Origin of the sequence: Archangium violaceum (assembly GCF_016859125.1) — a bacterium.
Taxonomy (GTDB): Bacteria; Myxococcota; Myxococcia; order Myxococcales; family Myxococcaceae; genus Archangium; species Archangium violaceum_A.
The window spans coordinates 703862-719439 of sequence record NZ_CP069338.1 but is presented as its reverse complement, the minus strand read 5'-3'; the positions used below and the strand labels follow the sequence as shown (position 1 = coordinate 719439).

At 68.9% G+C, this 15578-nt stretch carries 15 protein-coding genes; 5 read left to right on the top strand and 10 right to left on the bottom strand.

Features of this window, described 5'->3' with window-relative positions:
* Positions 1-41: 41 nt before the first annotated feature.
* Entirely contained in the window at positions 42-587 is a 546-nt protein-coding gene (locus tag JQX13_RS03075; RefSeq protein WP_203407590.1) for a hypothetical protein, read from the bottom strand.
* Positions 588-653: 66 nt separating this feature from the next.
* On the opposite strand from JQX13_RS03075, the gene JQX13_RS03070 reads away from it, so the two are divergent.
* Positions 654-2153: a carboxypeptidase M32 gene (locus tag JQX13_RS03070; protein WP_203407589.1), complete on the top strand. Its 1500-nt coding sequence runs from the start codon at positions 654-656 to the stop codon at positions 2151-2153.
* 98 nt (positions 2154-2251) lie between these two features.
* On the opposite strand, the gene JQX13_RS03065 is transcribed toward JQX13_RS03070, so the two are convergent.
* The 8 genes from JQX13_RS03065 to JQX13_RS03030 all read right to left on the bottom strand — a co-directional run bounded on the left by JQX13_RS03065 (position 2252) and on the right by JQX13_RS03030 (position 11031).
* Positions 2252-2764, bottom strand: a complete 513-nt coding sequence (locus JQX13_RS03065; RefSeq protein WP_203407588.1) for an NUDIX hydrolase — start codon at positions 2762-2764, stop codon at positions 2252-2254.
* A 63-nt stretch (positions 2765-2827) separates the two neighbouring features.
* Positions 2828-4480: a DUF2339 domain-containing protein gene (locus JQX13_RS03060; RefSeq protein ID WP_203407587.1), complete on the bottom strand. Its 1653-nt coding sequence runs from the start codon at positions 4478-4480 to the stop codon at positions 2828-2830.
* Positions 4481-4557: 77 nt separating this feature from the next.
* A complete protein-coding gene (locus tag JQX13_RS03055) occupies positions 4558-5109 on the bottom strand; it encodes a GNAT family N-acetyltransferase (RefSeq protein ID WP_203407586.1) in 552 nt (183 codons plus the stop codon).
* 73 nt (positions 5110-5182) lie between these two features.
* A complete protein-coding gene (locus JQX13_RS03050; RefSeq protein WP_203407585.1) occupies positions 5183-5533 on the bottom strand; it encodes a hypothetical protein in 351 nt (116 codons plus the stop codon).
* A gap of 275 nt (positions 5534-5808) precedes the next feature.
* Complete coding sequence (locus JQX13_RS03045; protein WP_203407584.1) at positions 5809-8562, bottom strand: M1 family metallopeptidase; 2754 nt, start codon at positions 8560-8562, stop codon at positions 5809-5811.
* 137 nt (positions 8563-8699) lie between these two features.
* Positions 8700-9263, bottom strand: a complete 564-nt coding sequence (locus JQX13_RS03040) for a hypothetical protein (protein WP_203412648.1) — start codon at positions 9261-9263, stop codon at positions 8700-8702.
* A gap of 4 nt (positions 9264-9267) precedes the next feature.
* Positions 9268-9762 carry a hypothetical protein gene (locus tag JQX13_RS03035; RefSeq protein WP_203407583.1) on the bottom strand — a complete coding sequence of 165 codons (495 nt, stop codon included), beginning with the start codon at positions 9760-9762 and terminating at the stop codon, positions 9268-9270.
* A gap of 99 nt (positions 9763-9861) precedes the next feature.
* Entirely contained in the window at positions 9862-11031 is a 1170-nt protein-coding gene (locus JQX13_RS03030) for a ribonuclease D (protein WP_203407582.1), read from the bottom strand.
* Positions 11032-11097: 66 nt separating this feature from the next.
* Here JQX13_RS03030 and ttcA point away from each other — a divergent pair, with 66 nt between their 5' ends.
* The 4 genes from ttcA to JQX13_RS03010 all read left to right on the top strand — a co-directional run bounded on the left by ttcA (position 11098) and on the right by JQX13_RS03010 (position 14161).
* Positions 11098-11976 (top strand): tRNA 2-thiocytidine(32) synthetase TtcA, encoded by an 879-nt coding sequence (gene ttcA / locus JQX13_RS03025; RefSeq protein WP_203407581.1) that lies wholly within the window; start codon positions 11098-11100, stop codon positions 11974-11976.
* Positions 11955-12782 (top strand): TerB family tellurite resistance protein, encoded by an 828-nt coding sequence (locus JQX13_RS03020; RefSeq protein ID WP_203407580.1) that lies wholly within the window; start codon positions 11955-11957, stop codon positions 12780-12782. Before ttcA ends, JQX13_RS03020 begins: the two co-directional genes overlap by 22 nt.
* Before the next feature lie 17 nt (positions 12783-12799).
* Positions 12800-13621 (top strand): phosphate/phosphite/phosphonate ABC transporter substrate-binding protein, encoded by an 822-nt coding sequence (locus JQX13_RS03015; RefSeq protein WP_203407579.1) that lies wholly within the window; start codon positions 12800-12802, stop codon positions 13619-13621.
* Between the two features lie 75 nt (positions 13622-13696).
* Entirely contained in the window at positions 13697-14161 is a 465-nt protein-coding gene (locus tag JQX13_RS03010) for a peroxiredoxin (protein ID WP_203407578.1), read from the top strand.
* Between the two features lie 141 nt (positions 14162-14302).
* Here the strand turns inward: JQX13_RS03010 and JQX13_RS03005 are convergent, their stop codons facing one another.
* On the bottom strand, positions 14303-15571 hold the full coding sequence (locus JQX13_RS03005) for a metallophosphoesterase (RefSeq protein ID WP_203407577.1): 1269 nt from the start codon (positions 15569-15571) through the stop codon (positions 14303-14305).
* Between the last annotated feature and the right edge of the window lie 7 nt (positions 15572-15578).

The following is a 15578-nucleotide window of genomic DNA, read 5'->3' as shown; positions in this document are numbered from 1 at the left end:
TCAGCCCGTCCGTATATTCCCAACGATTGAGAAAGACGGGCCTACTTGTACGGCACCACCGTGCCGCCGCGGTGGGCCGAGTCGCGCAGCACCAGCCGGGTTTCCTTGTGGAGGCGCGCGGCCTTGGGGCCCACGAAGAAGGCCTTGGGGTCACCCTTGCGGAAGGTCTTCTTCAGGTACTCCTCGATCTCGCGGTACAGGCGCCGGAACTGATCCGAGGCCGCCTCCTTGCGGCCCGTCTGGGGCGTCACCTCCAGCTCGGCCCACATCTGCCCGCTGAGCAGCTCGCCCTCCTCGTTCATCCGGCAGCGCTCCATGAAGATGACCGGCGAGCGCACCTCGTCGATGCGCCAGAAGCCCTTGTCCGGGCCGCGCTTCACCTTGTCCACGATGGCCGGGCCCACGGAGACGGCCACCAGGTAGAGGTCCTCCTCGGGCAGCCGGGGGACGTTCTCCTGGCTCGCTCGGAAGGCCTCCCAATCAGGGGGGACGCGCCGGGGGTACACCTCCAGCTCGAAGCGCTCGAGGAAGCGGAAGAAGGCGACCTCGTCGTCGGGGGACATGAAGAACTGAAGCTGGCTGGCCATGGGTGGCCCATTAACCGAATGCTGGCGCTTGCGGAAGTCCGAGGCGAATCGGACTAAAGGATCGCCATGGAAAAGACCTTCGACACGCTGCTCGCCCGGATGCAGGAGCTCCGGGATATCGGTGGACTCATTGGCCTGGCCACGTGGGACCAGGAGACCTACCTGCCCGCCAAGGCGGCGGAGTCGCGAGCCCACCAGCTCTCCACCTTGCAGGGCATCCACCACGAGCGCCTGGTCGATCCCCGGCTGGGCGAGCTGCTCGCCTGGGCGGCCGACAACAAGAGCCTCACCGCCGACCAGCGGGCCATGGCGCGCGTGCTCACCCAGGAGCGGGACCGGGCGGTGAAGGTGCCCAAGGCGCTGGTGCAGGCGCTCGCCGAGGCGCAGAGCCGGGGTCTCGTGGCGTGGCGCGAGGCGCGCAAGCAGAACCGCTTCGCCGTCTTCCAGCCCGCGCTGGAGCGGATGCTGGCCCTGCGGCGCGAGCAGGCGGATGCCTATGGCCACGGCGGCGAGCGCTACGACGCGCTGCTCGAGGGCTACGAGCCCGGGATGCGCGTGGCCCGCCTCACCCCGGTGCTCAGCGCCCTGCGCGACAACCTCATTCCGCTCGTCGCGGCCATTCAGGCGGCGCCGCGCAAGGTCGAGGACCTCTTCCAGGGCCGACGCTTCGATCCGGAGGCGCAGTGGCGCTTCACCCTGCGGTTGTTGGGGGACATGGGGTTCGATCTGGAGGCGGGGCGGCAGGACAAGAGCATCCACCCCTTCTCCAGCGGGCAGCACCCCACGGACGTGCGTCTCACCACGGGCATCGAGGAGGGCTCGCTGACGGCGCTCCTCAGCACGCTGCACGAGGGCGGGCACGGCCTGTACGAGCAGGGCTTCTCCGAGGCCCACTACCGCACGCCCCTGGCGAACGCGCCCTCCATGGGCCTGCACGAGTCGCAGTCTCGCCTGTGGGAGAACCTGGTGGGACGCAGCCGCGCCTTCTGGACGCACTACTTCCCGGCGCTGCGCGAGGCCTTCCCCGAGGCGCTCTCGGGCGTGGACCTGGACACCTTCCACGCCGCCCTCAATCGCGTGACGCCCTCGTTCATCCGCGTGGAGGCGGACGAGGTGACGTACAACCTGCACATCGTCCTGCGCTACGAGCTGGAGTTGCTGCTCATCCGCGACGCGCTGCCGCTGGAGGAGCTGCCCTCGGCGTGGAACGAGCGCATGCAACGCTTCCTGGGCGTCACCCCTCCGGACGACACGCGGGGCGTGCTGCAGGACATCCACTGGGCCTGGGGTGAGTTCGGCTACTTCCCCACGTACTCGCTGGGCAACCTCTACGCCGCGTCCATCTACCGCGCCGCGCAGCGCGCCCTGCCGAAGCTGGAGGAGGGCCTCGCCCGCGGTGAGCTCCGGCCCCTGCGCGACTGGCTGCGCACCCACGTGCACTCCGAGGGCTACCGCCAGCCCGCCGAGGAGCTGGTGCGCAAGGTGACGGGCCAGGGCCTCACCGACACGGACTTCCTCGCCTATCTCAAGTCCAAGTTCGGCGCCCTCTACGGCGTGGCCCTCTGACGTCACGCCGGGCCCGGTGCGGTCCGGCCTGGGAGCATGCGCTCCAACCGCGGCCACTTCCCCTCTCCCTTCGGAGAGGAGGTATCAGTCCTCTTCGGTCATTTTCCTGAAGAGGGTTGGGGGGATGTGGCGCCAGGCGCGCGCCGCCGTGCCGCCTCCTCGAGATAGACGCGCACCACCTGGGCGAGGGGCAGCTGGAGCGCCGTGTCGAGGTCCAGGAACCGGGCCCATACCACCTCGCGGTTGTCGAGGACGAGGGGGGGCTCGGCCTGGAGCTCGAGCTCGACGAAGTGGCACCGGTCGCGCTTGTACTCTTCCGTGCCCCGGGTCTCGAAGACCTCGCGCAGCTCGTGAGGGGAGACACGCAGCCCCACCTCCTCGCGCAGCTCGCGCGCGCCGGTTTCCTGCGGGGTCTCCCCCCAATGCCTGCCACCTCCCGGTAGGGCGAAGGCGCGTCTGTACGAGTTCTGCAACAGCAACACCTTGCGGCCCAGCCACACGCCGACGAGGGTGCCCTCCGTCTTCGGGCGGCGCACGAACCAGTACGCCGTCGCCAGCTTGTAGGCGCCGCGGTAGGCCACGCGCGCGAGTGGGTCGAAAAGAGTGCTCACCACACCTCCTCCTCAAAGGCTAGCCGAGCCGACCGTCACCGTCGATGCCAGGGTGAAGCCCTCTCAGGTCCGGTTTCCGCGCAGCCGCGTGTAGACATAGGAAACGGCCAGCAGCATCACCCCGAGCAGGATGAAGGTGAGGATGCGCTGGTCCGGGGGCAGCCCCGCCAGGTCGATGAGCATCAGCCGCCCCAGCGTGAAGGCCAGCACCGCGAGGCCGACGAAGCGGTACCAGCGCTCGCGCACGGCGAAGCCCAGGGCGAACATCCCGAAGGCCGCCACGCCCCAGCCCAGGGTGGTGAGCTCCTTCGGCATCAGCTCGCCCACGAGCCACAGCAGCGCGAGTCCCGCGCCGGCCGTGCAGAAGAGCTGGAGCGCGGTGCGGCGGCTTCCCTCGACGGGCGGGGGCAGCCGCTCCGAGCGGGCCACGGAGAGCCGCTCGACGAGCGTGAAGCTCACGAGCAGGGCGGCGTACAGGAACGCGCGTCCCGAGGGCGGCAGCCAGGTGGCTCCGAGCGCCACGTAGAGGATGAGCACGCCCACCACCCGCAGGGCACCCGCGCCCAGGACGCGCCCGGCGAGCCCCGCCACGAGCCCCACCGCCGTCCAGGCCCGCACCAGCGACGTGTCCTCGTAGTGCGAGGGCATGCCCAGGGCGAGCGTGAGGACGCTCGTGGCCAGGTACGCCTGGACGAGCATGGGAGAGGCGCCCCGCCACCAGGCCACCGCGGCGCCCGCGCCCTGGGCCAGCGCGACGGTGGCGAAGAAGGCGAAGAGGTGGGGCTCGCCCCAACGCGCCACCTCCACGGCCCCCAAGGTGAGCAGTCCCACCCAGTTGAGCAGCGCGAAGGAGAGCGAGGCACGCTTGGACAGCTCGCGCGGGTGCACCAGCAGCGCCACCGAGAAGAGGACGTAGTAGAGCGCGAGGAAGGAGAGGCTCAGTGCCAGCCGCTCGCTGTCGGGCTGGCCCGGGGCGATGGCCCCCGTGCGCATCGCCCAGACGACGTGCGTCGAGTAGACGGCCACCAGGCTCGACAGCGGCACGATGACCCAGCGGTTCTTCACCAGGAAGAAGAGCGCTCCGCCCGCCAGCATCGTGGTGGACATGAGGGTGAAGAGGGTGATGTCGCTGAGCATCCCCGTGTGCAGCCCGAGGAAGAGCGCGATGCCCGCCACCGTCTCCGACTGCATCCGCTGGGCGATGAGGACGATGCCCACCACGTTCAGCGCCAGCAGCACGAGCGCGAGCGTCTCGCTCTGGATGACCCGCACCGCCGGCACGAAGTGCAACGCGTACGTCACGAAGTAGGCGAGCGCGAGTCCCCCTCCGAACACGATGCGCCCGAAGAGCTCGTGGCGCCGTGACAGCCACAGGCCCAGCGCCGCGAGCCCCGCGCTCAGCAGGTAGCCCGCGCCCACCCGCACCAGCACGCCCAGCTCGCCGAAGTGGTAGATGATGAGGAAGGAGAAGCCGAGGATGAGCGCCACGATGCCCGCCCGGCTCAGCCAGTACGTGCCGAGGTGGGCCTCGAGATCCCTCGTCTCCTTCGCGGGCTCGGGTGCCGGGGGAGCTGCCTGCTCGGTGGACTGCCGGGGGAGGGCGGGCTGTGTCCGGGCCGCCGTCTCCAGGTGCTCGATGCGTGTCTCCAACCGGGAGACCGTCTCCTCCAGTCGACGCACGACATCCCGCAGATCCTGCCCGTCTCCCTCCGCCATGTGCTCCTCGTGACTTCGCCGCTCGATACCGGCCCGTCCCTCCCGCCGCACCTTATTGGGAAACGCGCGGCGCCGCGCTATTTAGTGGCCGCGAGCGGCTGCCACTCCGAGCGAAGGATTCCCATCACGAGCGTGTTCACGTACGCGCCGTCCACGTAATGGTGCTGCCTCAGCAGGCCCTCCCGGTTGAAGCCCACCTTCTCGTAGGCGCGGATGGCTCCCACGTTGTGTTCCAGCACCTCCAACTCCACCCGGTTCAGGTTCAGCGTGCCGAAGGCGTAGTCCACCATCATCCGGGTGGCCTCCGTGGCGTAGCCCTTGTTCCACTCGGACGGCTCGCCGATCAGCAGGCCGAAGACAGCGCGCCGGCTCCGGAAATCCAGCTCGTGCAGCCCGGTGGTGCCGATCATCCGGTCTCCATCTCGCAGCGCGATGGCGAAGAGGATGTCCCGCTGGCTGGCGGCCATGGTGTCCACGAACGCCACCTCCTGCCCCACGTTCATCGGGCGGTGGGTCAGCAGGTTGCGGCGCACGTCGGGGTTGTTGACGAAGGAGGCCAGCCTCGGCGCGTCCTCTCGCTCGAGCGGGCGGAAGTACAGGCGCGGGCCCAGTAAGAACGGCGTCTGCACGGTGGGGTCTCCTTTATGGAAGTGGAAGACCCTCACCCTAACCCTCTCCCAGGGGGAGAGGGGATTCGTTCCCTCAGGTGAAGAGCAGCGGCCGGCAGGCCCGGGCCAGATGCAGCGCATCCCGCGCCAGCACGTGGGCGGACAGGTTGCCGTCCAGCCACGCGGCGCGCGCCACCTGGTTGCTCAGCTCGAAGCACAGCGTCGCCGTGCGCCGCGCCAGCCGGCTGTCCTTTTGCAGGGCGCGGGCATTCAGCTCACACAGCTCCGCGCATTGCCGCAGCAGGCGCATCGGCTCGCTGTCAGCGCGCATCCCTGTCGCGGCCAATTGCGCCATCGCCGCCTCGCACGAGGCCTGACAGCTCAGGCTCGCCGCGATGCAGTGATGGATGTCGGCCGTCGCGCCACCCAGTCGCACTCCTGACATGCCCGTGCCACCTCCACAGCGGCTTGAAAACTACGCACGTTCCCCCCAGCCGCAACCGGAAGCGTCACCCTTCCGGCCACATGTTAAATCGGCCTCATGACAGGGCGCCCGTGCCTACTGCCCTCGAGAAGAACGCACAGGCGCTTACCGGGATTTTTGCCCCGCTCTCCGAGGAACTCCGGCAAAGCCCCAGGCGTGCATGTCGTCACGTCACATGCACGTGGGGCTTGTGGGGGGAACGTCCTACGCCCGCGCCGGGTCGCACGGGTGGAAGATTACGTTCCGTCTGGGTCCGGCCCTGGAGACGCTGGTGACGGGCGCGTCAAGAAGCGCATGAGTCCGGGCCGGAGGGCCTCCCGCTGGGCGATGCACAGGTCCACCCGCTCCAGTGTCTGAGCGAGGAACTTGGGGCCGCCGGGGTGGTGGGCCGAGCGCTCCTTGAAGAAGGCCTCGATGTCCTGACGGTGCGCGGGGTCGCAGAAGGCCACGCCCAGGGTGGGCGCCGCGCCGCGGGCCTCGTGCGGCAGCCGCTCGGTCAGGGCGTCGTAGTGGTCCTTCACGTAGGTGTAGAGCAGCTCGCGCGGGACTTCTTCGTTCATCAACTCTCCCGCCATGTACATGATGACCTCGAGCGGGGAGAAGTCGTCGGAGAGCAGCAGCGCGATGCTGGCGCGGACGAGCGTGGGATCGTTGAAGGCGCCCAGCGCGCCGAGCAGGGCGCCGCGCTCGGCCGGGTCACTCGTCCCGCGGGCCTCGGCCAGCATGCGCTGGTGCAGCGCCGCGTCTCCCTTGCGCGCGCCCAGTCGCAGCACCACCTCCACCATCTCCGGCGAGATGGCGCGGCGGTCCTCCAGCCACTTGCGCGTCAGCTCGAGCGACTGTGTCTGCAGCGACTCATCCCGGCCCAGGTCGGCCACGGCCTTCACCAGGGTGGGCCGCAGCAGGCGCGTGGCCTCGTCCTCGCCCGGGCGGGGCCGCAGGCCGAGCGCGTGCGCCTTGTCGCCGAACGTGCGGCGCACGAACGCCGCGTACCTGGGCCTCAGCGACTCGGGGATGAGCTCCCTCCGCACCGAGCCCACCAGGGCCAGCGCGCCGGTGAGGAGCTCCCTGTCATCCGTGGGCAGCAGGCGTGTCACCACCCCGAGCGCCTCGTCCACCGGCAGCTCATTGCTGGCCATCAGCGCCTGCGCGTCGCCGAGCAGCCCCATGCGCTCGGACAGGGTGAGCTGCTTGCCGCCGCCTTTCGTGAGCCGGCCGAGCAGGTCTCCGTCCAGCTTCGCGTGGTAGTAGCCGCGCGCGTCCGCGTTGGGGAGCACCCAGCCGGGGCAGCCGGTGGCGCCCGTCAGCACGAGCTCGCCCGTCTTCCCGGTGAGCAGGGTGCAGGCCCGCGCCTCCTGCTTGCCCATGCCGTAGCGCACGCATACGGGCACCTGCCAGGTCTGCTCCGCCGTGCTCGCGGCTCGAGAGCCCACGGGCAGGAAGCGGCGCTGCGCCAGCGTCAGCTTCGGTGGCGCGCCCGCCGCGCACTGGAGGCCCATGGTGACGAGCGGCACGCCGGGCTGGTCCAGGAAGGTGGTGAGGGGGGCCGTCATGTCGGTGCCCGCCGCCTGGGAGAGGGCCTGGAAGAAGTCGGCCGCGGTGGCGTTGCCCAGGGCGTGCTTTCGCATGTGGGCGCGCACGCCCTCGCGGAAGCGCTCCGGGCCCACCCACGCCTCGAACATGGCGAGCACCGCGTTGCCCTTGGCGTAGGTGATGTTGCCGTCGAAGGCGGTGAGGATGTCGCTCTCGTTCTCGACGGGCTGGCGGATGCGGCGCGTGGTGGCGAGCCGGTCCGCCGTCATCGCCTGCGCGCGCTCCGTCACGCGCTGGGCGTCCAGGTTCCACGAGGGCTGCCACTGGCCCGTCACCTTGAGGGAGAGCCAGTCCGCGAAGGACTCGTTGAGCCAGGTATCATCCCACCACGCCAGTGTGACGAGGTTGCCGAACCACTGGTGCGCCAGCTCGTGGGCCTGCACCCGCGCGAAGGAGCGCTGACGCTGCAGCGTGTCCTGCTCGGGCCGGGCCAGCAGCAGCGGCATCTGGAAGGTGATGAGGCCCGGGTTCTCCATGGCCCCGAAGAGCACGGGCCGCGGAATGGCCAGCACGTCCAGCTTCTCGTAGGGGTAGGGGATGCCGAAGTACTCCTCCAGCAGGCCCACCAGCGGCGGCGTGGCCTGGGCGGCATACGCGGCCTCGGCCTTGCGGCCCTTGGGGACCACGATGCGCACCGGCGTGCGCTTCTCGCCCGCGGGCGCCGCGTCCACTGTCTCGAAGGGGCCCACCGCGAAGGCCACCACCTCGCTGGGCAGCGGCGGCGTGGGCCGGAAGCGCACCGTCTTCCACCCGTCCGCGCCCTGTTCCTCGGAGGCCACTGGCGTGTTGGAGAAGGCCTGTTGGTTCCGGGGGACTCGCAGCGTCAGGTGCCAGGGCACCTTGAAGCCCGGCTCGTCGAAGCACGGTATCGCCCGGCGCGCGTCATCCGGCTGGAACTGCGTCAGCGCGTACCAGGTGTCCCCGTCCTTCTGCCGGAAGAGGCCCGTGGTCTCCTTCTCCGACGCGATGCCCTGGTAGGCGACTCGCAGCGTCGCGGGGCCCGGACCCACCGGGCGCTCGAGCAGGAAGCCGATGAAGTGGGTGCCCTCCGTCACCGCGCGCGCCGGCCGCGTCTGGCCTCCCGCCGCGAGCGTGGCCTCCTTCACCTTCAGGCCGTTGCCGTGCAGCCAGAGCTGCCGCGTGGACTCGGACAGGGTGAGCGCGATTTCCACCACGCCCTCGAAGGTCTCCTGCTCCGGGTCCACCGTGAGCTCCACCTGGTAGCCCGTGGGCTTCACGTGGGTGCCCAGGCGGAAGGTGGGAGGCCGTGGGGTCTCGGCCGCTGGCTCGGGAGCGGGGGCCGTGTTCTGGGTGGGAGCAGTGCGCTGCTGCGGTGTGGCACAGGCCACGGTGAGCGCGAGCAGCGCCCAGGGGGTGCGGCGGAGGCGGAGGTTCATGGGTCCCTCGGTTGGGTCGCGAGGGAACGTCCGAGGGGCGGTTTTATTGCAGGCGGGGTGGTGTGACCCCGATTTCCCGAGATGGCCAGGCGTGGACCTCGGGTCAGGCGTCTACGCCTGTGCACAACAGGGTCGGGTCACGGCAGGTTCTCGGGGCTGTCCAGGAAGAGCGCATGAAAGAGCGTCGTCTCCGGTGGCTCCGTGAACTGGACGTAGAGCGGGACATGGAGCTCGGCCAGTTCGTGCGGAAGCGCGGTCACTTCAAAGCTTGCTTCGATTCTCCTGGCGATGGTGTCGGCGGTCGCCTGTATTTCGGGCGGAAGCGGCCAGAATGCGAGCTTCTTGAAGATTCGCTCGTTGTTGCTGTAGTCGAATTGCACTCCGTAGACGATGTAGACGGGCGCTAGGAAGCTGACGCAACCGACGACGACCCAACGCAAGTCAGGCTGGGACCTGCTGTGTCTCGGATATGCCACACAGCAAAAGCAGGGACCAGGCCCTGTGTAGTCGCCAATGTCGAAATCGGGTAGTTCGCCCTTGAGCTTCTTCTGGAATGCCAGCCAGCGGTCATGCTCTTGAAGTTTCTGTTTGATGACCTCGAAACGCTTTTGGTCCTCGGGACTGGGGTCCTGGCTGTAGTCCTTGAACGACTGCCAGTAATTCAGCGCAATCGAAATCAACTGCGTACGGTCGAGACTCATGGCGTTACGGGCGGGGTGGGGTGAGTCTGACAGGGGGGATTGCCTCGCGGCATCTTTTCGTGACCCTGGCTCCATCAATGATGTTCTTGAGGGTCAGGTGATAGAGGGTCTTGAATTCTTCACATGCGATGCCAATGGGGGTTGCCGGCGTGACGGTGGATAGCGTTGTCTTGGCTGCTTGATTGGCGCAGCTCGCGGCGATGCTCCGCGCTCGGTCGATGGGGATTTCTCCCTGCCTCGTGTTCTTGATTGGCATTTCGACGCCAAACTTGCAGTAGAACAATTCCCCCGTGTTGTTTCTCTCGATGCCTACTTCGAGGCATGCAGCCCGCCAGCCCCCTGGTTCATTGTCATCCTTTTTGGTGACGACATCGTGGAAATGAAAATGCCTGGGACTCAGGCCTCCTTCGACAGAGGTCCTGATGCCTCCCGCAGCGCATCCTGAAAGCAGGATGCACAACACCGACCGGGCGAGCAGCGGCACGGGTTGTCTGGACATGTCCGTGGTCTCATCCCTCTCGAGCAGCAGGACACGGTGGTCGGCACGGGGTTGGATACCCTCACCCCGTCCCTCTCCCAGAGGGAGAGGGGAGGGGGCTCAGCTCTGGACCGGGTGCTGGGCGAGCAGCGTCAGCAGCTCCTCTCCGTAGAGCTGCACGCGCTTGTCTCCGATGTATGGCACCGCCCTCATCTCCTCGAGGTTCGCCGGAGGCCGTGACACCAGCGTGTCGAGGATGGCGTTGGGCATCACCACCGACGGCGTCACCTTGCGCGCCGTCGCCTTCTCCGCCCTCCACGCCTTCAGCGCGTCCTCCCTCTTGCGCCGGTTCACGTCCCTCGGGCCCTTCTGCTCCCCGCCCTCCGCCTTCAGCTCGCCCCGGCGTGACTTCTCCAGCAGCTCGCGCACCAACGCCAGCACCTCGTCCCCGTGCGACCTCACGAAGGCGCCTCGCACTCCCGCCGCCTTCGCCAGCTCCTTGGGGTTTCCCGGTGGCTTCACCGCGATGTCCGAGATGGCCATGTTGGAGAGCATCCTCCCCATCGGGACGTTCTCCGCCTCGGCCCACTCCAGCCGCTTGCGGTGCAGCGCGTGGGCAATCGCGTTGGCCAGCGTCAGTTGCGTCGGGTTCAGTCCCCCCTTCGGCAGGCGCGGCTTGAAGTCCGCTCCCACGTCCGGGCGCGCCGCCGCCTCGTCGCACATCCGCTGGCAGTCGAGCAGTACCTCCTCCAGGATGTCCGCCTTCCGGCACGCCTCCCGCACCTGCCTGCCCAGCTCCACCAGGTAGCGCACGTCGTTGGCGATGTAGTCCCTCATCCCCGGAGGCAGCGGCCGCAGCGAGAAGTCCGATTGTTGGTGCTCCTTCGGCAGCTCCACGCCCAGCCGCTCGCGCGCCAGGTCCGCCAGCCCCACCTTGGGCCACCCCAGCAGCGTGGCCGCCCGGTGGGTATCGAAGAGTCCGCGCACCCGGACTCCCGCCTCGGCCAGGTAGGGCAGGTCCCCCGAGGCGGCATGGAAGAACTTCGTCCGCCCCGGGTCCTCCATCACCGGCGCCAGGAGCGACGGCTCCACCCCGGGTTGCAGCGTGTCGAAGAGGTACACGTCCTCGTCCGTGCCTACCTGGAGGAAGCACAGCCGGGCCCGGAAGGCGTGCATCGCGTCCGCCTCCACGTCCACGGCCAGTTCCTCGGCCTGCTCCAGTTTCCGGGCGGCCGCATGGGCCCCCGGGGCATCTACGATGTCTTGCGCACCTTGTGGGAAGGTCGGCATGGCGGAGAGCAGGCTAGCGGAGCAGGTATGTACGTGTAGCGTGTTTTTTCCCCAGCCGCCGCTAGGATGACAACCCCGATGAACCCCGACGTCCTTCGCCTCGAGAAGAATCTCCTCGGCCACATGGGCCGCGCCATCTCCGACTACTCCCTCATCTCCAATGGGGACCGCATCATGGTGGGGGTGTCCGGTGGGAAGGACTCGTACACCCTCCTCTATCTGCTCCGGGAGCTTCAGCGCCGCGCGCCCGTGAAGTTCGACCTGCTGGCGGTGAACCTGGACCAGGGCCACCCCGGCTTCCCCGCCGACAAGCTGGAGGGCTGGTTCAAGAGCGAGGGCTTCGCCTACAAGATGCTCAAGGAGGACACCTACTCCGTCGTCCTCGAGAAGACGCCCCCCGGGAAGACCCAGTGCACCGTCTGCTCCCGGCTGCGGCGCGGCATCCTCTATACGGCGGCCGTGGAGCTGGGCTGCAACAAGATCGCCCTCGGCCACCACCGGGACGACCTGGCCAACACCCTGCTGCTCAACCTCTTCTTCGCCGGCTCGCTCAAGGCCATGCCGCCCATCCTCAAGAGCGACGATGGGCGCAACACCGTCATCCGCCCGCTGTGCTACGCGCCGGAGAAGGAGATCGCCGCCTACGCCGAGGCCCGGCGGTTCCCCATCATCCCGTGCGACCTGTGCGGCTCGCAGGAGAACCTGCAGCGCAAGCGCATGCAGCGGCTGATGGAGGAGCTGGGCAAGGAGATTCCCAACGTCCGGCAGAGCGTGCTGTCCGCCATGAGCAACGTGCGGGCGAGCCATCTGATGGACCGGAGCCTTTTCGACTTTTCCGCGCTCGCGTCCGAGGGTACTCAACCCGAGGGTGGTACGCAGTCGCGGGACGACGACGGCAGCAAGAACCCAGGGAGGGCTGGCGGATGCCTCGAGAGCAGGCAGTGAAGGCGCGCAAGGAGCGGAACGCGGCGCTGGTGGAGGTGATGCTGCTGGCCGCCATGGCCGATGGCCAGGTGTCGCAGCGGGAGATGCAGACGTTGTTGCGGCGCGTCATCGAGCGCCCCGAGTTCGAGGGCACCAAACCCGAGGAGCTCAACGCGCTGGTGGAGACGAGCGCCCAGAGGTTGTCCAAGGCGCACGACCTGGAGGAGATCCTCGCCTCGTTCCGGGCGCGGCTGCCGGACCACAAGAACCGGATGCTGGCCTTCGGGCTGGCGGCGTCCGTGGCGTTCGCGGACCACCGGGCCACGCGCACGGAGCTGGGCCTGCTCAAGACGTTCCAGGCCGCGCTGGGCATCTCCGAGGACGAGGTGGCGCAGATCATCGACGTCATTGAGAGTGGAGGCAGCCTGGCGGAGGCGCTGGGCGAGCCGCTGGAGCGCCTGTTCGCGGAGGTGATGGTGCTGGTGAGCGCGGCGGACGGACGTCTGAAGGAGGCGGAGGCGAGGGCGCTGGTGGAGAGCTTCGCGTCGGATCCGCTCTTCCACGACGTGAGCCCCGAGCGGGCGCAGGCCTTCGTGAGCGAGGCGGTGGCGGCGCTGGCGGCCGAGGGCCTGCCGACGCGGTTGCAGGTGCTGGCGCGTGGGCTGACGACGCATCCCCAGCGGCTGAAGGCCTACCGGCTGGCGACGAAGATCGCCCACGCCAGCGGACAGGATCCGAGCCTGAGCGAGCAGCGCATCCTCAACATGCTCCAGGCGACCTTCGGGCTCGCGGACGACGAAGTGGCGCGTCTGGACCGCGAGGCGTAAGAGGAGTCCGGCCCCCCATGTCCGCCCCTCCTTCCACTCCGGCACGATTCTCCTTCCGGTTCGGCCTGCCGCCCTCGCTGGGCAACGCGCTGGCGCGCGAGCGGGCCGAGCTCTTCACCTCGTTCATCGAGCGGGCCCTGAGCCGCAAGGTGGAGGTGAGCGTGGCGTCCAGCTACGAGGCGCTGGCGAAGGATCTGCTGGCGGGCCGGGCGGACGCGGTCTGGGCGCCGCCCTTCGTGTGCGCGAGGGTGGAGGCCATGGGCGTACGGGTGCTGGCGCGCGGGGTGCGGCGGGGCCGCTCGTCGTACCGCTCGGCGCTGGTGACGCGGGCGGGCTCCGGGCTGACGCTGGAGAAGCTGCAGGGCTCGCGGGTGGCGTGGGTGGACCGGGATTCGGTGGCCGGTTACCTGCTGCCGGTGGCGTACCTGAAGGCCAAGGGCCAGGAGCCGGCGAAGACGTTCGCCTCGCAGCAGTTCGCGGGCTCGTACAAGGCGGCGCTGGAAGCGGTGCAGAGCGGGGCGGCGGACATGGCGAGCATCTTCTGCCCGCCGGAGTCCACGGGGCTGACGTACGCGGACGGCGTGGAGGTGGTGCTGCCCGGCAAGGGTGGCGCGTTCGAACTCATCGCCTACACCGAGGAGGCGCCCAACGACGGGGTGCCGGTGGGCATGAGCGTGGCGCCGGAGCTGGCGGGCCTGCTGGAGCGGGCCCTGTTGGGGCTGCACGAGAGCGACGACGGCAAGCGCCTGCTGGAGGAGATCTTCTCCGCGGAGCGCTTCGAGCCCGCGCCGCGCATGGGCTACCGCGCCCTCTATCGCGTGGCCCTCGCGAGCCTCTGAGCTTTCGCCATCCCGTTGCATGCGTCGACGCAGGGCGTTATCGCGAGGGCTCCATCGTTTCTTCAAGGGAGACCCATGGCGATTCAGGTCGGTGACGAAGCTCCGGACTTCAACTTCACCCACAAGGATGGCGGTCCGGTCAGCCTCAAGGCCCTGCTTCAGAAGAAGAAGGCCGTGGTCCTCTATTTCTACCCGAAGGACGACACGCCGGGCTGCACGGCCCAGGCCTGCTCCTTCCGCGACTCCTATGAGTCCTTCACCGAGGCGGGCGCCGAGGTCATCGGGGTCAGCTCCGATGAGTCCACGTCTCACGACGCTTTCGCCTCCAAGCACCGGCTGCCATTCACGTTGATCCCCGATGGGGACGGCTCGCTCCGCAAGCGTTACGGTGTTCCGCGCTCGTTCCTGGGCCTGCTGCCGGGCCGGGTGACCTACGTCATCGACAGCAAGGGCGTCGTCCAGCATGTCTTCAACTCCCAGCTCCAGGCCACCCGGCACATCACCGAGGCGCTGGAGGTCATCAAGCGGTTGCAGTCCTGAGCGCCCGGAAAATCGTTTCATGAAAGCGCGGGGCTCCTCCCCTTCAGGGGGATGACAGACACAGCCGTGTCAGCGGGTGCGCGCCGGGCCGGGCGCACGCGCGGGCCAGCACCGCGACGGCGACACCGCCACGGCCGAGCTCTACACGCCGTGAGTCCCCGCCCGCGCGGGGCCCAGCGTCTGGCGCTCGAGTGTGCTCGGGGCCACCGGGAGCTGCTCCATCCGGTACTGCGGCAACGCGCGGAACAGCAGCCAGTCCCCGCTCTCGAGTGGCCCCTTCACCAGGTGTCCGGTGTCCAGCAGTTGCCGCCCGGTGGGAACCGAGGTGTCGCCGCGCGCGAGCTGGAAGCGGACGTGCTCCAGCCGTCCGTCCTCCAGCTTCACCCGGCCCTCCACGTACACGCTGTCATCGCGGAGGAAGAGCTGGGAGGCACCCTCCACCCGGCCGTAGGAGTTGTCCGCGAGGATGAGCTCGAACTCCTCCTCGCGGAGCACCGAGGGACAGTCTCCGCTCGGCGTATGACCCACCACGAGCCGGTGGATGCCCGAGCGGGCGAGCGTCCGGATGAGGGCGGGAGAGGGGAGGCCGGGATGGTTGCGCTCGTCGGCCATGCGTCCGTACACCACGCTGGCGGTGTTGATGCGCTTGCCGGGCGTGGGGGCCTGGTAGGCGATGAGCGGCTCCCAGGCCGGCGTGCCCGTCCCGTCGAGTCGGCCCTCGATGAAGGCCGCCATCTGCTCGCGGTACCAGTGGTTGAGGGCCTCCACCCAGGCGTCCACGCCCTCCACGCGCTCCCCCGTGGGCACCACCCCGAGGCTGTGCTCGTGCACCCCGCCGTGGACGAAGAGGGTGTTGCCGATGCGGTGGGCGAGCTGGCACGCGGCGAGGTAGTCGCGCATCAGCCCCTTGGGGCCAAGGTCCTCGAGGAAGCTGGCCACCACGTCCTCCTCGCTCACGGATGCGTCGGTGCGGGCCAGCTCGGTCCATCGGAACCCGAAGGCGTCGCGCGCTCCCATGGTGTTCTCGAAAATCCAACGCAGGAGCACCGGCCGAGGGGCGCTCCGCATGTCCGCTGGTGTACGGGCGAGGGGATGGCCGTTCAACTCGCGCGCCAGGCGCAGCTTGTTGATGTCCCGGTTGCCCGCCAGGAGGATGACCTGCGATGGGTACTGGCGCCTGGCCTCGAGGAGCGTCCCGAGCACCCGCCGCCCATCGGGGCCTCGGTCCACGGCATCTCCTCCGTAGACGAAGGTGGCGCCCGGACGCACCACCAATCGCCTCCCGGCCTCGAGGGACACGTGGGGGTTGTCCCGGCAGAAGCTGGCCAGCTTCTCCCAGATGCCCTCCACATCCGTGAGGTAGGCGACGGGGTGGTCGGCCTTGCTCGTTCCCGGCAGGGTGCTCGCCATGGATGAA

Coding starts and splice junctions, on each gene's coding strand:
- JQX13_RS03075 (WP_203407590.1), bottom strand. CDS start 587: ATGGCCAGCCAGCTTCAGTTCTTCATGTCCCCCGACGACGAGGTCGCC.
- JQX13_RS03070 (WP_203407589.1), top strand. CDS start 654: ATGGAAAAGACCTTCGACACGCTGCTCGCCCGGATGCAGGAGCTCCGG.
- JQX13_RS03060 (WP_203407587.1), bottom strand. CDS start 4,480: ATGGCGGAGGGAGACGGGCAGGATCTGCGGGATGTCGTGCGTCGACTG.
- JQX13_RS03050 (WP_203407585.1), bottom strand. CDS start 5,533: ATGTCAGGAGTGCGACTGGGTGGCGCGACGGCCGACATCCATCACTGC.
- JQX13_RS03045 (WP_203407584.1), bottom strand. CDS start 8,562: ATGAACCTCCGCCTCCGCCGCACCCCCTGGGCGCTGCTCGCGCTCACC.
- JQX13_RS03040 (WP_203412648.1), bottom strand. CDS start 9,263: ATGAGTCTCGACCGTACGCAGTTGATTTCGATTGCGCTGAATTACTGG.
- JQX13_RS03035 (WP_203407583.1), bottom strand. CDS start 9,762: ATGTCCAGACAACCCGTGCCGCTGCTCGCCCGGTCGGTGTTGTGCATC.
- JQX13_RS03030 (WP_203407582.1), bottom strand. CDS start 11,031: ATGCCGACCTTCCCACAAGGTGCGCAAGACATCGTAGATGCCCCGGGG.
- ttcA (WP_203407581.1), top strand. CDS start 11,098: ATGACAACCCCGATGAACCCCGACGTCCTTCGCCTCGAGAAGAATCTC.
- JQX13_RS03020 (WP_203407580.1), top strand. CDS start 11,955: ATGCCTCGAGAGCAGGCAGTGAAGGCGCGCAAGGAGCGGAACGCGGCG.
- JQX13_RS03015 (WP_203407579.1), top strand. CDS start 12,800: ATGTCCGCCCCTCCTTCCACTCCGGCACGATTCTCCTTCCGGTTCGGC.
- JQX13_RS03010 (WP_203407578.1), top strand. CDS start 13,697: ATGGCGATTCAGGTCGGTGACGAAGCTCCGGACTTCAACTTCACCCAC.
- JQX13_RS03005 (WP_203407577.1), bottom strand. CDS start 15,571: ATGGCGAGCACCCTGCCGGGAACGAGCAAGGCCGACCACCCCGTCGCC.